The 15396-nt window shown below is 45.3% G+C and carries 14 protein-coding genes; 6 read left to right on the forward strand and 8 right to left on the reverse strand.

The features are described 5' to 3' along the window. The 5 genes from CAG68_RS11775 to moeA form a co-directional block, all read right to left on the reverse strand. Window positions 1-803, reverse strand: an 803-nt coding sequence (locus tag CAG68_RS11775) for a rhodanese-like domain-containing protein (RefSeq protein ID WP_161441174.1), incomplete at its 3' end; no start/stop codon positions are given. 129 nt (window positions 804-932) lie between these two features. Beyond that, window positions 933-1433, reverse strand: coding sequence for a hypothetical protein (locus CAG68_RS11780; protein WP_053307245.1), 501 nt, complete (start codon window positions 1431-1433; stop codon window positions 933-935). A gap of 12 nt (window positions 1434-1445) precedes the next feature. Next, window positions 1446-3551 (reverse strand): LruC domain-containing protein, encoded by a 2106-nt coding sequence (locus CAG68_RS11785; RefSeq protein WP_161441175.1) that lies wholly within the window; start codon window positions 3549-3551, stop codon window positions 1446-1448. 175 nt (window positions 3552-3726) lie between these two features. Continuing rightward, window positions 3727-4476 (reverse strand): molybdopterin-synthase adenylyltransferase MoeB, encoded by a 750-nt coding sequence (gene moeB / locus CAG68_RS11790; RefSeq protein ID WP_161441176.1) that lies wholly within the window; start codon window positions 4474-4476, stop codon window positions 3727-3729. Window positions 4477-4485: 9 nt separating this feature from the next. Beyond that, on the reverse strand, window positions 4486-5721 hold the full coding sequence (gene moeA, locus CAG68_RS11795; protein ID WP_017635208.1) for a molybdopterin molybdotransferase MoeA: 1236 nt from the start codon (window positions 5719-5721) through the stop codon (window positions 4486-4488). A gap of 287 nt (window positions 5722-6008) precedes the next feature. Between moeA and folE the strand changes: the two genes are divergently transcribed. After that, a complete protein-coding gene (gene folE / locus CAG68_RS11800) occupies window positions 6009-6662 on the forward strand; it encodes a GTP cyclohydrolase I FolE (protein ID WP_005373478.1) in 654 nt (217 codons plus the stop codon). A gap of 45 nt (window positions 6663-6707) precedes the next feature. Here the strand turns inward: folE and CAG68_RS11805 are convergent, their stop codons facing one another. Then, on the reverse strand, window positions 6708-7655 hold the full coding sequence (locus tag CAG68_RS11805) for a TDT family transporter (protein WP_005373475.1): 948 nt from the start codon (window positions 7653-7655) through the stop codon (window positions 6708-6710). A 261-nt stretch (window positions 7656-7916) separates the two neighbouring features. After that, window positions 7917-9320, reverse strand: coding sequence for a H(+)/Cl(-) exchange transporter ClcA (gene clcA / locus CAG68_RS11810; protein ID WP_005373473.1), 1404 nt, complete (start codon window positions 9318-9320; stop codon window positions 7917-7919). Between the two features lie 492 nt (window positions 9321-9812). Between clcA and CAG68_RS11815 the strand changes: the two genes are divergently transcribed. Continuing rightward, window positions 9813-10391, forward strand: coding sequence for a hypothetical protein (locus tag CAG68_RS11815; RefSeq protein WP_161441177.1), 579 nt, complete (start codon window positions 9813-9815; stop codon window positions 10389-10391). Here the strand turns inward: CAG68_RS11815 and CAG68_RS11820 are convergent. Continuing rightward, entirely contained in the window at window positions 10372-10785 is a 414-nt protein-coding gene (locus tag CAG68_RS11820; RefSeq protein WP_005387686.1) for a helix-turn-helix domain-containing protein, read from the reverse strand. The two genes, CAG68_RS11815 and CAG68_RS11820, sit on opposite strands and share 20 nt — an antisense overlap. Window positions 10786-10880: 95 nt before the next feature. Here CAG68_RS11820 and CAG68_RS11825 point away from each other — a divergent pair, with 95 nt between their 5' ends. From CAG68_RS11825 to CAG68_RS11840, 4 genes are all read left to right on the forward strand, one after another. Continuing rightward, window positions 10881-11789 carry an aldo/keto reductase gene (locus tag CAG68_RS11825; RefSeq protein WP_005387688.1) on the forward strand — a complete coding sequence of 303 codons (909 nt, stop codon included), beginning with the start codon at window positions 10881-10883 and terminating at the stop codon, window positions 11787-11789. Between the two features lie 367 nt (window positions 11790-12156). Then, window positions 12157-13161: a response regulator gene (locus CAG68_RS11830; RefSeq protein ID WP_161441178.1), complete on the forward strand. Its 1005-nt coding sequence runs from the start codon at window positions 12157-12159 to the stop codon at window positions 13159-13161. Then, window positions 13161-13598, forward strand: coding sequence for a PAS domain-containing protein (locus CAG68_RS11835; protein ID WP_005373463.1), 438 nt, complete (start codon window positions 13161-13163; stop codon window positions 13596-13598). The genes CAG68_RS11830 and CAG68_RS11835 overlap by 1 nt, the downstream gene beginning before the upstream one ends. 86 nt (window positions 13599-13684) lie before the next feature. After that, window positions 13685-15226 carry an NAD(P)H-hydrate dehydratase gene (locus CAG68_RS11840; protein ID WP_161441179.1) on the forward strand — a complete coding sequence of 514 codons (1542 nt, stop codon included), beginning with the start codon at window positions 13685-13687 and terminating at the stop codon, window positions 15224-15226. The last annotated feature ends 170 nt before the right edge of the window (window positions 15227-15396 follow it).

Below are 15396 nucleotides of genomic sequence, written 5' to 3' on the forward strand. Positions count from 1 at the left end.
GCACCCCATTCGGTCCAAGAACCGTCGTACACCGACAGATTATCTAGACCAATTTGATACGCCGCGAGTAATAAAATGCATGCGGTTACACCGGAACCGCAACTAAAAATAATCGAATTGTCACTATCTATCGTTAGTGCGCTAAATATCTGTTGCAACTCTGAGTTTGGTTTAATGTGACCGTTGGTCAAGAGTTCTTGAAACGGTAAGCAAACCGAATTTGGAATGTGACCACTACGTAGACCTTCTCGTGGCTCAGGCACTTCACCAAGGAATCGTGCTTTGGCTCTGGCATCGATGATGTTGGCACTTTTATTGGTTGAATGAGCAAGAACATCTTGTGCACTCAAAAAGGCATTTTGGTTGAGCTTACCCGCAAAGTTACCTCTTTCGCTTGGTTGCGATAGGGTACTTTCAACAGGGAATCCGGCTTCAATCCAAGCTGGAAGACCGCCATTTAAGACTCGAACATTATCATGTCCCATAGCTTTGAACATCCACCAAGCTCTTGGCGCGGCTAAAGTGCCAGAGTTGTCGTAAACCACAATCAAATCTTCGTTGTTCAAACCGAGTTGTAGCGCACTTTGGTTGAAGCCTTCTTCTGTTGGCATCATATGCGGCAGGGAAGAACCGGGTAAGCAAAAGTCATTGTCGTAATCAAAGCGTAAAGTATTTGGAATCCACTTATCTTGAATCTTTTTACCTTCAGAAGGGATTTGAAACGCAATACTAGCGTCGAGGAGCTTGACGTTAGGTTGGCCGAGAAGGCTATTGAGTTCATCAGTACTAATCAGTGCTTGCATTGTCTTTAGTTTGCTAGGTGGATAATCTTACTGTTTTACAACAAAAAAATCGCATGTTCAAAAGAACGATGCGATTTTTAAGTTAAAGATTGAAGATTTGTTCTGAAAGACAGCTTTCGATTTACCCAGTTACATGGTCCAAGTGTTGTCTCCAGAAGTAATCACTTTCTGAATTGGGTCACTACCGTCATAGAACCAAATTTCAACAAGTAGGCTACCTTGGCTATCAGAAACATTAAAGTCGACATTTGCTGTACCATTGTTGAGTGGAACCGATGCGACTTTGCTTGGGTATTTTGCATCGTAGTTACCTGAACTGTTCTCGACAAACTCTTTGTACACGCTTAGGTGTGCTCGTTGTGAAGAGAAACCACTGATGTCTACATTGAGCGTACCTTCCGTCACTGGGTTGTAGCTAAAGCCATCTGGTACTACTAGATCCTGCATGGTTGCATCTTCTACAGTTACGGTAGTCTCTTCTACGGTTGTTTCTTCCTGTTGGGTTGTGTCTTCCTCTGCAACGGTGGTTTGGGTTGGTGGAGGTGGTGTACTGTTACCACCTCCGCCGCCACCGCCGCCGCCACAAGCCGTTAGTGCTAATCCCATGATGATTGTGATAAGTGCTTTCATAATGTTATCTCCCTATGGAATGTAGCATTTGTTAGGTGTTGGAGCGGTGTGCCAATCTGTGCTTAGTTCGCCACCAGACTCAGCCCAAGTTTGGAAGTGAGGGTATGCATCGACCATGTCTACACGCTCTAGCGGCCAATCCCAATCTTCTACTATTAACAGTGCCCAAGGTAAGTTGTTTGCTGTTTTGAAGTACACACCTTGTGCAGGGTCACTTGCATCGACGCCGACACCGAAGAGGTTTTGGTCATCAAACTGTTCTGTTGGTGCTTGGTCTGCTAAGTGAACTTCCCATTTACGACCTGGTTGGAAGGTAATCCCGTCGCCATGGTAAGTCCCCGGCGTTGCGAAGATGAACGGGTCGTATGGCATGGCTTGAATGGCTGAACGGTCAGAGCCTTCGGTGAAGTACACATTCAAGGTAAAGGTGAGTGAAACGTTATCATCACAGCCAGACTCTGTGCGGAAGTAGCTACAGCTGCTCGCCGCGTGTGTGCTTAAGTCTTCACTGATGATGAAAATTGCTTCATCAGAAATACTTTCCAAGCCATTAGATGCTTGTTCTACACCATTGAAGGATAGTGTTGTTAATCCGTTTTCAATCGAGCTTCTCAATACACCCGGTAGTCGGATTGCGAAGCCATTTTTGTAACTTGCACCGTAAGCCGCTAGGTCGCCAGTAATTTGAATACTCTCAACATGACCCGCAAGACTGGTTTCGGTGATGCGGAATTTTACGACCACATCGTTCATGTCGTAGTCTGCGGTGTATGGCCAGTTATCTTCGTAAGCGACGGTGGCGTAATCTTCTGCACTCGGGAAATATTCCACTGAGTAACCATTACCAGTGATGGTAATTGGGTAATCTTCCACCTCACCAGATGTCGAACCACCATCGTAGTTTAATCCGGTTTGTTGGCTAAAGCGGAATCGGCTCCAGCTAGACCCTTCCGTTGCAGCGGTTGAAACTACAAACGGTAGGGGATTATTACCCGCAGACAGTAATTGGTCGGTAAAGACTTGCTCACCTTCATCATCAAAGTCACCATCGCGGTTCCAGTCAAACCATGCTGATAGGTAGCCAGAAGTGGAAGCCGTCACATTCACAATTGAACTTAAACCTGGGTCAAGTGCGGATACAAAACCAACACCATCTTCATCAGCGGTGCCCACAGAGTTGTCGTTTGCTTGACCGTCGGCATCACCATCTGGCGCGACAGAACCAAGCCAAGTGACACCGTCCACCTCGTGGCGAGGGCCGTTTGACGCAAGTGTCGTGTGGTAGCTGTCTGGAGCGTCACCAAAATCAATTGGCTCGTCTTCGTTAATCACCGGAGCATTTGCACAACGTGCACCGTCATTTTGGCTTGAGCTTGGACCGTTGGATACAAACTCAACCGCAGGAACGATACCTGCTGCGATATTGGCTGCGTTACCTTCCGAAAGGTCAACGCGATAGATTTTGCCATCTTGGTTACGTGACACGTAGTAGTTGCCGTTTACATCGAAGTAGCCAGCACCAAATGTGCCTTTCTCACCTGTGTCACCTATCGCAGTTGCGCTACCATTTGATGGGTTGAACTGATATAGCACACCAGAGTTGTTGTCGATGCCGTAAAGGGAGCCATCACCTGGATGGAATGCAAAGTCGGTTAGGTTCACAGTCGCTGTTGAGCTGATTTTCACGATGCTCAATGTCGCATTTGGATCAGAATCGAGCGGAGAAAGGTCAATGGAGAAAAGTCCTTTGCCTTTGCGGTACAAGTAGTAGACGTGGTTGTAAACGTCACCTACGTAAAACGTGTGGTCGGTAGGAAGGCCCGAAACATCAAGCGTCTCTGCTTGGAAGTCTTTACCAAGACGAACAATCTTTTTGTTTGTGGTGTCGTAGCCGTAGATATAACGGTCAGTGAAGTTAAAGCCTACACCGTTGATGCCCGAAGCCAAACCTGTGTCGTCCTCTAAAAGAGTCGTGGAACCTGTAACCAAATTGACGCCATAGATTTGAACCGGGGTTGATTGGAATAGGTATGCTTGGCTTGGGCACGTATCAAATGGCGCCGCTTGTGCATAAGCGCTCACTATTAGAGACCCAAGTAGTAGTGATGTCCTTTTCATAATTCGCCCTCTCATTGGTTCGTGATATATGCAATGAAAGGAATGTGCCAACTTTTAAATTGTTGAATTTTATGAAGTTAAAATTTGTAAGAAGAAGGGTTTTAAATCTGATTGTCAAAATGAGAAAAAGCCCAACATCGAGTTGGGCTTTTTGGGAATGATTAGAGGTTTAGAACTAACTACAAACCGGACAGGTTGGCATTTTCATCAGATTCATTTCTCGCCAAGACATGCTGAGCGCGTCCAAAATCAGAATTTTGCCTTTCTTTGGTTGGCCGTAATCAGCAATCACTTTAATCGTCTCCATCGCTTGTACTGCGCCAACAATACCCACAACAGGAGCCATGACTCCGGCTTCGACACAACTTAACGCACCGCTGCCGAAGAGGGCACTTAAGCACTGGTAACATGGTTGAGTTGGGTCGTCGTAAGTAAACACACTCACTTGGCCTTCCATACGAATAGCCGCGCCTGAAATTAGCGGTGTTTTAGTCGCAAAACATAGGCGGTTAAGTTGATTGCGCGTATCGACGTTATCTGATGCATCGACAACAATAGTGTGTTGCTTAATCAGGCTCTCTAACGCGGTATCATCAAGACGTTTTGCGATGGTATCTACGACAATGTGCGGATTAAGTTCACGTAGTGCATTGGCCGCCGAGTCTACCTTCTTACGACCAATATCCGCATCGTGGTGCAGCACTTGGCGCTGAAGGTTAGACAACTCGACGATATCATCATCAATCAGCGTGATTTGACCGACACCAGCAGTCGCCAAATATTGGCTTGATGCGCAGCCTAAACCGCCAGCACCAAGCATCAATACCGATGCTTGTTTGAGTGCTTCTTGTCCTTCAAAGTCAAACTGACGAAGAATGATTTGGCGGTTGTAACGCAACATTTCCTGATCGGAAAGAATATCCACAACGTCTTCCTAGTAAAGGGTTGAGTTGAATAGTTGAATCTGAACCGTTTCGCCCACTTCAACTCGGCCGCGTTCACGTTCCAATACAACAAAACAGTTCGCTAGGCTCATTGAGCGGAATGCACCAGAGCTTTGGTTACCGGTTGTTTCAACGACAAACTTGCCATCTTCCAATGTATAGATACCACGTTGGTAATCGGTACGACCTGGCGCTTTCTTAAAGGCGGTTTTGGTTGTTGCTGGAATAGATTCGGGTGCTTTCCATTCTGTATGGCCTGCAAGTTTTGCCAGCATTGGTTGAACAAGTACGTACATAGTAAGAACTGCAGAAACAGGGTTACCCGGCAGCCCACAGAACCAAGCTGTACTTAGCTTACCAAATGCGAAAGGTTTACCCGGCTTGATTGCTAACTTCCAGAAACCGATTTCACCAAGCTCTTCAAGAATGTCTTTGGTGTAATCCGCTTCGCCCACACTAACACCGCCTGAGGTCACAACCACATCTGCCAATGTTTGCGCTTGTTCAAAGGTTGCTTTCAGAGTCTCTGGGCAATCTGGAATGATACCAAGATCAACGGCTTCACAACCGAAGTTCTCGATAAGTGGTTTAATACCGTAACGGTTGCTGTCGTAGATCTGACCTTCGTCTAGCGGTTCGCCCAGTGGTTTAAGTTCATCACCAGTAGAGAAGAAAGCAACTTTTGGCTTACGTACTACTGTCACATGGCTAACACCAAGCGACGCAATCATCGGAATATCGCGAGGTGTCAAACGTGCACCTTTTGCCAGTACGATGTCGCCTTGTTTGATGTCGTCACCTGTTGGGCGGATGTTGTTTTGTGGCTTCACGTCGGTTTGGTTGAACTGAATGCCAGCATCTGTTACTTCAGTGTTTTCTTGCATGATAACGGCATCACAACCCTGTGGGATTTTTGCGCCAGTCATGATGCGAACACAGGTACCTTGAGGCCATTCACCTTCAAAAGGTTGTCCTGCAAATGATTTACCTGCCAGAGGCAATACAGAAGATGACTCAAGATCTTGAATGCGAATAGCGTAGCCATCCATTGCTGAGTTGTCGAATGGCGGTACGTGGATAGGAGACAAGATATCTTCTGCCAGTACAAAACCGAGTGCTTCAGCAAGTGGAAGAGAAAGCGTTGTTTGGATAGGTTTGATTCGCGATAACATTTTGTCCATCGCTTCTTCAATTGGCATCAAGCCAGGTGCGTCGCAGCAGCCCATTGAGAAAATCCTGTGTTCTTTTGTTTTGTGGCAACTTTACCATAAAAGGGGACTGAGTAAGAATGTCCACCTATAAAATATGGGTGTAATTATTCAAAAATCCGAGTATCCTTGTCAGCCATCCAAAAGGGGTAAAAAACCTGCGGAGCTCAAGAAAATCAGCTCAGTACCTTCATCTGATGTGACTTGGTGTAAAGACACGAACTGAGCAACTCAAAGCGAAAAGTATGAATGCAATTTTGATTGGGTTTGTACGAAGGCTGAAGTAAAACAAAAGAGGAAGTGGAATGTCAGGTCTTAGCGAGTCAGCGAAGTTAGTAAAAGAAGCGCTAGAGCAACGCGGTTTGGAAACGCCAATGCGCCCAAACAACGTAAGTCGTGAAGAGAAGAAAGAGAAGATCGAACACCACATGCGTGAGATCTTAGGTCTGCTTCAACTTGACCTCACTGACGATAGCCTAGAAGAAACCCCTCACCGCATTGCTAAGATGTACGTTGACGAAATCTTCTCTGGTCTGGATTACTCCAACTTTCCTAAAATCACGGTGATTGAGAACAAGATGAACGTGAGCGAGATGGTTCGCGTGAAGGACATCACAGTGACCAGTACTTGTGAACACCACCTTGTGACCATCGATGGCAAGGCTGCTGTGGCTTACATTCCACGTGGCAAGATCATTGGCCTGTCAAAGATCAACCGTATCGTTCGCTTCTTTGCCCAGCGTCCACAAGTTCAAGAGCGTATGACTCAGCAAATTCTTGTTGCACTTCAAACGTTGCTTGAGTCCGATGATGTGGCAGTGACGATTGACGCAACACACTACTGCGTGAAATCTCGCGGTGTGATGGATGCAACCAGCGAAACGACAACAACTGCATTGGGTGGCATCTTCAAGAGCAACCCAGCAACGCGTGCCGAATTTCTGCACGGTTTACGCTAGGTAACCAAGTACTATTCTAAGAGGATGGCAAACGCCATCCTTTTTTTATGCTTGTTTAGAAAATGACTTCATGATTTCTGGCCAATACATTTTGACGTAACCTGCCGATACCCAAACAACCAATACAGTCGCGATACTGAGCTCTAGAAAACCAAAGTCGTGTAGCCAGTGCCAGTGAGGGTGCGATTCGGCAAAAAAAGAGGTTAAGCGATGCATTGCGATAGCGCTGATCACGGAAGGAAAGGTTACTGCCGCGATAGAAGGTTGAAACTTCAAGCGAAGTAAGCGGAAGTAACATAAGTAGATCAATAAAGTCATAGTGATGGCGATCCCGGCCAATGCGCCTGTCAGTATCGGATCAGGTAAGGGAAAGTTCACCAAGTATGCTGCTAATGACAAGTTTACCGGCGCGGCCATAATCGCGAGGGTCGGTCTTGCTCGCCTTGGTAGAGAGCCGAAAAACACCAAACGATACAACACGAGTGGCAGCATGAAGAAATAAATGCCGATGCACATCATCGCTAATGTTTCGGAGAATAAGTTGTGACCTAGTTGAGAACCGGCTAGTGAACTACTGATTAGCCCCACCGGATAAAGAAACCAACTCGGTACGATATTGGACATTTTGAAGTTCATTAGCTGAAAGCTAAAAAACAGCACCATCATAGTAAAATGCAGCAAAAGCGCCATAAACCAAAGTGGATAAGCGATGATAGGCGCTACAGCGGCAAGATAATCTGCAAGGATCAGTAACGCCATACTCATTGGTGCCATTAAACTACCACTCAGCGGGTGACGAATGTCGACCATGAATAATCGTGGATTAGCGGCATATTTTATGAGTACAGGGGCGAGTAAAAGTGCGCCGAGTGACGCCAAAAATGGGCGTATCGGTTCACCAATCTCAGGAACATAGAGTGCCCAAGCTTGCCCTAAACCTATCATACCTAGTGCCAACGCGGCTTGAGACGGCGGGACACTATAAAACTGCACAAGTCTTCTCCAGTTCAAATCTACTCCATTTGATTTTTGCCTGAATGAAACGAAACATGACGATTTGGATGAAATGCTCTATTTAAGTAGCAAATACTAACAAGTATGGAGAGGGGTTTCTCATGAAAGGTGGTGAGCAAATATCAGAGAATGATAATTTTGTGAGTTTGGTATCGAATATTTGGGAAAAGATGTAAAAATGCAGAGTTTATCGCTCCAAACCCTTCGATAGTCTGGAGCGAAGTGATAACAAAGAGAATGTTATGTTGATTGATTCTCCGGTAGATCCTGTTGGCGTAACTTTTCGTTTTTGATTGTGCGATGCAGCAGCTGGCTGTAAATAGGTTGTCCACCCAACAATTGAGCAATAATCACAGCGCCCAAACAAGTAATGATCAATGGCAGGATTAAGTAGTAGTTATTCGTCATTTCAATCACTAACAGAATACCTGTAATCGGTGCACGTACCGTTGCTGCAAACAGGGCACCCATGCCCGCAATCGCAAATACACCAGGCTCGATATCAAGCGCAGGGAGCAAGACATCAGCACTTGCTCCGAACGCATAACCAAATAAGGTTCCCAGAGCAAGCATAGGTGCAAAGATGCCTCCCGGCGCACCAGAACCAAAACAGAGCAGGGTTGTAATTACACGACCAAAGAAAAGCAAAACTAAAATAGATACCGAGTAGTTACCGTTAGTAATGTCAGGAATAAGGCCGATACCACCACCAGTTAGTTGGGGTACGTACAAAAGAAGCAAACCAAACACGCCTCCCAGTAGCGAACCCACAATCAAGTAGCGCTTACGATCGTTTTTGTGAATTGCGACAAAACTGTCTTGTGCCACGGTAATCAGTTTATTGAAGATCACGCCAAACACGCCAAACAATGCGCCAAGCAATAAAAACAGCCATAGGGTTTGAAGCTCTGGCGACTGGTATTGCGGCATAGTGATAACGGCGTCTTGCCCGTTGATAGCGCGAAACACTATGTTCGCCATAATGGCAGAAATGATCACTGCGCGAATTGAGATCAAAGAGTAGCGAAACTGAGGTCGCATTTCCTCCACAACGAACATAATGCCTGCGAGTGGGGCATTAAAAGCCGCAGCCAAACCGCCAGCAGCACCAGAAGCGAGCAGGGAGTGGCGGGTATCGTCATCCTTTACCCGGAATATATCGGTCACCATTCGACCAACAGCGCCCCCCATTTGAACGGTTGGGCCTTCACGACCCAGCACCATACCTGAGCCAAGTGCGCCCATGCCGCCGAAGAATTTTACTGGTAGAACTCGCCACCAGCGCACTGGACGAATATTATCCATTGCCCCTTCGATTTCAGGAATACCAGAACCTGCCGCTTCTGGCGCAAAGCGGTGCACAAGAAAATAGCCAATAAAAGCTAAAAGTGCGCTAATGAGAACCGCTGCCAGCCACAACGGTAGAACATTACCAATTTCGCTTCTTAACCATTCTGTTCGTGTTTCAGAAACGAAATGAACGGCAAGCTCGAAATACGTACCGACAAAACCAGCCAACGTACCCACAATGGCGGCCATAATGAGAACAGAAAATGGTGTTGACCCTCGAGAGACAAACTGGTTAATCGCATCTTTCGGTACGTGCGCCAACACAGATTTCACAATTCTCTCGCGTTTGGTCATTAAAAAGCTCTCCTGTTGCTGGGGGGAAGGGACGAAAGAAAGTATACGCTTCGCAGAGTCTAGACCTAATCAATAAAGATGCAATTTAGCTTTTCACTATTGAGTGTTCGAAGTGTCGCGATATTATTCATTCACTCAGATTGTGCCATTGCTCTCATAATTTAGGATAAAAAACTTGTTTTTTGAGAAAAATGAACCATGCTTTAAATGTAAAGCAACATGACTGCTTCAGAAGGAGGGATGTGAGGTTTTACACACAATTTGGATGGATTCAAACCCTACGGTAAGTCCTCGTTTTATGTTCGGGATGCATCAATAGACATCGCCGATTCGCACACTCACGATTGAGTAACGAGGTAGAGGCGCACGCTCATGTGCGCCTTCTTAATTTCTGCGTCATAACTTTCATCACCACCTACAACTATTTTTCTCTTGAACATTTTCTTGCAGTTAGTAATGTCTTAGTTCGATGTCAACCAACTAGAGCAGTGCATGCGCTTTTATCTTCGACTCTTACTTTCTTTATGTTGTTGTTCGGTAACGTTTCCGGCACTTTCAACGCCGAGCTGGTGGCAAGACACGTTGTCAGCAATGCCATATTCCAATCTAAAAGAACGTATAGAAAAAAGTGGAAGCTGGTATGGTTGCGAAGTGCAGCTGCGAGACAACTCAACGTTTATCAGCGCATTTTGTTTGGATGATTTTTCGTACTACCGGCAGCACTTGTATGGTGAAGTGATTTTGAGAAGAGAAAGTGCTCAGTTCTCGTTTCTCACTGAATACGAGTGGCAGCGTCTGAATGACTTACTTCTCAACTTAAGAAAGGATGGGTTAGTTTTACGCAGAGTTACTATCGGACAAGAACACTATGATGTTGTTGAAGCTCTGGAAAAGAAATCTTCCGAGCTTGTCGATAAAGAAGTTATTTTGTTGATGAACCGCTATCCACAAGAAGCGATTCGAAGTTTGCTTTGGGTAAAACCGGACGAGTTTCTGACGCCATCACCGTCCTTAAATGTGCAATTGCGCAGTGATGGCGAAATTATCGAGGTCAAAGTGACTCGTTTTTAGATTCTTTATGGAGAGATAGGAAGGTCGCCATTGCAGATTCATCCAAAAAACCATCCGATTTTTTGTGAGCGCGCAGGTATTGATAGCCTGCGATTAGCTTGCGGTGTAGCTCTTCTGCATCGTCTGACAACGGCTGATTCATAACGTGTTGAAAGGCAAGTTTGTACGCATCCATATCCACGACTTCAGCACGGCGATATAAATAACCACATCCCGTTGCTAACCATTCGAGAGAGCAATTGGCGCGCATTGCAATTTGATTTGCTTTGGTTAGGCTAGGTTCACTGCCTTTAAGGTATTTGCGTATTAAAGCTTCAGACACATCGACGCGTCGAGCGAACCCGCTGATGCTTTCTTCTCCGATCAGGGTGGCTAGGCGTTGGGCAAAAGACATATTTCGTACTCCAGTTCGAATTGCGAAAGTTTACCCGTTGAGCCGGTACGAAAACAAGACTACGATGAATGCAGATCAATTGAAGGAGAAAACCCATGGTTGCAAAAGTAGTAACTGCACCAAAAGGCCCAGAGTTCTCAGAGCTGGTTCAAGGATATTGGCGTGCAGTTGAGTGGGGAATGACGGCTCAAGAGCGTTTGTCATTTCTTAAGCAACACATTGAGTTAGGCATTACGACAGTCGATCACGCCGACATCTACGGTAATTACGAGTGTGAGGCGTTGTTTGGTGAAGCGTTAGCTTTAGACAAGAGTGTTCGTGAGCAAATTCAGATCGTGACGAAATGCGACATCAATTTGTGTGGCGATAAAACGCCAGAGCGTAAGATCAATCACTACGACACGAGCTCAGCACATATCTACCAATCGGTGAATAACTCGCTAGAACGTTTGAATGTGGATGAAATCGACGTACTTTTAATTCATCGTCCTGACGTGTTAATGGATGCAGACGAGGTTGCAGAAGCATTTTCTGAGCTTCATAAAGTCGGTAAAGTGAAGCACTTTGGCGTGTCTAACTTCACTCCACGCCAGTTTGAACTGCTGCAATCTCGCTTAGGTAAGCCGTTGGTTACTAACCAAGTGGAAATCAACCCACTTAACTTTGAGGTTGCTCACGATGGAACGCTTGATCAAATGCAAATGTTGCGCACGCGACCAATGGCTTGGTCTTGCCTCGGTGGTGGTTCAATTTTTAGTGGTGACAGTGAGCAAGCTGTTCGTGTCCGTAACGAATTAGAAGCAATTCGTGAAGAAGTGGGCGCAGCGAGTATTGACCAAGTAATTTATGCCTGGGTACGTCGTTTGCCATCTAACCCTATTCCAATCATTGGCTCTGGTAAAATCGAGCGTGTGCAAACTGCAGTTAATGCATTGAACATCGAACTTACTCGAGAGCAATGGTATCGCGTATGGGTGGCTTCTAAAGGTCATGGTGTGCCATAGAATTGATATCTTATCGATGAAATTATTATTAAAGGCATCCTCTAGCAGGGTGCCTTTTTAGTTTTAGCGCGTTACTGTTTACCCATTATGGAAATGGAAAGAATGAAATTCGAGCAAAAATGGGCTTTGGATGTTAGCTGCAACTTTTTGCTTACTTTGGGTGGAGGAGTTTTACCCATGTTTGTTTTATGTCACTAAACAGCGAATGTGATGCTTGCTTTTTAGTCATTTTGTTCACTCATTCATTCATATTGCGTATGCTTATTGAATAATAAAGAAATAAAAAACTCGTCAGTTTTCTCGTATTACATGCTGTAACAATCTGTTAGACTCCGGCGCAGATTGTGGAATATAAAAAGGTGATTGAATGTCTTTTCCCGTACTCATCTGTGATGATTCAGCGTTAGCACGCAAACAGATGGCGAGATCACTACCAGCCACATTGAATGCCGATATTACGTTTGCTATCCACGGAAAAAACGCGCTAGAAGAACTCGAAAAAAACGAGTTTAAATTGATGTTTCTTGATTTGACCATGCCAGAAATGGATGGCTTTGAAACACTAGAGCACATGCAACGGTTGGGGGATAAAACTCCGGTGGTTGTTGTGTCGGGGGATATCCAACCTAAAGCGAAAGAGCGCGTGTTCGCACTGGGTGCAAAAGCGTTTATTCAAAAACCGATCGCCAAAGATGAACTCAAGAAGGCGCTTAAAGAGTTGGTCGAGCCAGAACCTCGTCCTCAAATTATCACGCCTGTCTCTATTGAGTTACCGATTTTACGTCGTCGCGATATTTACATGGAAGTGGCTAACGTTTCAATTGGTCGAGCAGCCGATGCATTGGCGCGTCACTTTGATGTGTTTGTGCAACTACCTCTGCCGAACGTCAATATCTTTGAAGTGAGCGAACTTCACATGGCCCTACGCGACTTGGCGTCGCATGACAACGTATCGGGTGTTTGTCAGGGATTTTGTGGCGAAGGTATTGCTGGCGAAGCGCTAGTGATTTTGAGTGATTCAAGCGTATCTGATCTCAAAAAGTTGATGAAAGTACCAGCAGACAGCGAAGAGCTAGAAGACCTTGAGCTGCTAATGGATATTTCTAATATTTTGGTGGGGTCGTTCTTAAATGGTTTAGGCGAGCAGTCTGAAGTCCGATTCTTCCAAAGTCCACCAGTACTCCTTGGTCAGCATATCTCAATTGACTCGATCATTGAATCTACAACTGGAGCATTCAGCCGCACGATGACATTCGAAGTGAGCTACAACATTGAAGGAACGTCGATTCGTTGTGACTTGTTGTTTATGTTTGTGGATGAATCCTTGCCGCTGCTTGATAACAAACTGTCTTATCTAATGGAGGAGTTCTAATGTTGAATATGCCAGCAGAGTTTGAACAATTCCATTGGATGGTGGATATGGTACAAAACGTCGACATGGGCTTAGTGGTCATTGATCGAGATTACAATGTACAGGTCTGGAATGGGTTTATGACTCATCACAGTGGTTTGCAGTCTCATGATGCGATAGGTCGTTCTATATTTGATATCTTCCCTGAAATCCCACAGGAGTGGTTTAAATTAAAAACAAAACCAGTGTATGACCTAGGCTGTCGCAGCTTCATCACATGGCGACAACGACCTTACTTATTCTGCTGTCGCAATGTTCGACCAGTTACGCAGCAAGCGGAGTTTATGTACCAGAATGTTACGTTGAACCCAATGCGCACACCGACTGGAAAAATCAACTCGTTGTTTTTGTCTATACAAGACGCGACGGCTGAAGCTCTGATGTCTCAGAATCAATAGCGATAAAAAACTTTCTCAAAAGCCAAGGTCCGCCTTGGCTTTTTTGTATACTTATAATTGTGTTTCCCAATGCGTAGAACGTGAATATGGACTTTAATCTCGCCCTAAAACTCTACACCGCAGAGCAAGTAAAAAACGGTGAAACGCTGGCTGCGCAAATGGCTGGTGTTTCTATGTATAGCTTAATGCAACGCGCTGGTATGGCCGTGTATGAGCGCTTTTTACATCTGTATCCTAAATCAAAAAATATCTTAGTGATTTGCGGTAAAGGGAATAACGGTGGCGATGGTTACGTATTTGCATCTCTTGCGAAACAAGCTCAACTCAATGTACATGTTTTCCAAATTGGTGATGTATCTGTGCTAAAAGGTGATGCTTTGCGCGCATACCAAGACTGGCAGTCAATCGACGGTGTTAACAATGATTGGGATGAATGGAATACCGCATTGCTAGAAGCAGATGTGATCATCGATGCCATGTTAGGCACTGGTTTAAGCGGTGAGGTTCGTTCGGAGTATCGTCGCTATATTGACCAAATTAATCAAATTCATACCCCTGTGATTGCAGTCGACGTTCCTTCTGGTCTGTGTGCTAATACAGGTGCAGTTTTAGGTGATGCTATTCGTGCCGAGCATACTGTAACCTTCATTGGGGTTAAGCAAGGCTTATGCACTGGACAAGCGAGAGATCGAGTTGGCGAGCTCTACTTTTGTGGTTTAGGCGTCAATACTAAGTTTGATACTATCGAAGTAGAAAGTGCATTAGGTATTGATCATCAGGTTGTTTCAAGATTAATGCCCAAGCCAAATCCAACGGTCCATAAAGGTGACAACGGGAAGTTGCTTTGTGTTGGTGGCAATCAAGGGATGTCTGGGGCGATTCGTTTATGTTCCTCCGCAGCGATTAGAGCCGGAGCGGGTTTAACTGCCGCAATTACTCACACGAGTAGCCTTATTCCACTGCAGGTTGGTTGCCCAGAAGTAATGAGCCAGAGCATCACCACTGACTTGCTCAGGGATACTGAGAACGACTTAACTAAACGCATACGCTGGGCTGACGTATTAGTGTTTGGTCCTGGCTTTGGAGATGATGAGTGGGCTTATCAAGCCTATCAATATCTGGCTCAAGAGCAGAAACCTAAAGTTGTTGATGCTGATGGCCTCAATATTCTAGCGATGCTGAGCCAGCGATGCGATGGCACTCTAGTGTGCGACAACCATCGAGTGATCACGCCGCATCCTGGAGAGGCAGCTCGACTACTAAATGTAACCATTCAACAAATAGAAAGTGACCGATACTCTGCTGCAAGACAACTGCAAGAGCGTTATGGCGGTGTAGTGGTTTTAAAAGGCGCGGGGACGCTTATTTACGATGGAACGAGAATGTACGTCTGTCTAGCGGGTAACGCCGGAATGGCGACGGGGGGAATGGGAGATGTGTTATCTGGAGTCATTGGTGCATTACTAGCCAAAGGTTTACCAATTTCTGTTGCCGCACGTTTAGGTGTGGTACTTCACAGTCATGCTGCTGATATAAACGTGAGTCAGAATGGTCAAATTGGTCTTTTGGCAAGTGATGTCGTTAGCACTCTTCGTACCGCTATCACCCAAGAGCTCTATCGAAATTAATTAGATTTCATGCATTGCTGAGAAAATTGGTCGATTTTTTTGAGTACTTTTTTACGAATTAGCAGGGCATCTTAGTATTAGGTGATTGAGTTTTAGGCAGATTTGAGAGGTGATGCGTTTTAATTTTTAAGATATGACGCAAAGGTTTGCGCAATGGGTTAACTTAAGTG

The organism is Vibrio sp. V42_P2S4T144, assembly GCF_009904715.1.
Lineage (GTDB): Bacteria > Pseudomonadota > Gammaproteobacteria > Enterobacterales > Vibrionaceae > Vibrio > Vibrio alginolyticus.

Excerpts from the sequence above, each read along its gene's own strand:
- CAG68_RS11840 (WP_161441179.1), top strand. The coding sequence starts at position 13,685 with ATGGACTTTAATCTCGCCCTAAAACTCTACACCGCAGAGCAAGTAAAA.
- folE (WP_005373478.1), top strand. The coding sequence starts at position 6,009 with ATGTCAGGTCTTAGCGAGTCAGCGAAGTTAGTAAAAGAAGCGCTAGAG.
- CAG68_RS11835 (WP_005373463.1), top strand. The coding sequence starts at position 13,161 with ATGTTGAATATGCCAGCAGAGTTTGAACAATTCCATTGGATGGTGGAT.
- clcA (WP_005373473.1), bottom strand. The coding sequence starts at position 9,320 with ATGACCAAACGCGAGAGAATTGTGAAATCTGTGTTGGCGCACGTACCG.
- CAG68_RS11820 (WP_005387686.1), bottom strand. The coding sequence starts at position 10,785 with ATGTCTTTTGCCCAACGCCTAGCCACCCTGATCGGAGAAGAAAGCATC.
- moeA (WP_017635208.1), bottom strand. The coding sequence starts at position 5,721 with ATGGGCTGCTGCGACGCACCTGGCTTGATGCCAATTGAAGAAGCGATG.
- CAG68_RS11780 (WP_053307245.1), bottom strand. The coding sequence starts at position 1,433 with ATGAAAGCACTTATCACAATCATCATGGGATTAGCACTAACGGCTTGT.
- CAG68_RS11785 (WP_161441175.1), bottom strand. The coding sequence starts at position 3,551 with ATGAAAAGGACATCACTACTACTTGGGTCTCTAATAGTGAGCGCTTAT.
- CAG68_RS11825 (WP_005387688.1), top strand. The coding sequence starts at position 10,881 with ATGGTTGCAAAAGTAGTAACTGCACCAAAAGGCCCAGAGTTCTCAGAG.
- CAG68_RS11815 (WP_161441177.1), top strand. The coding sequence starts at position 9,813 with ATGCGCTTTTATCTTCGACTCTTACTTTCTTTATGTTGTTGTTCGGTA.
- CAG68_RS11830 (WP_161441178.1), top strand. The coding sequence starts at position 12,157 with ATGTCTTTTCCCGTACTCATCTGTGATGATTCAGCGTTAGCACGCAAA.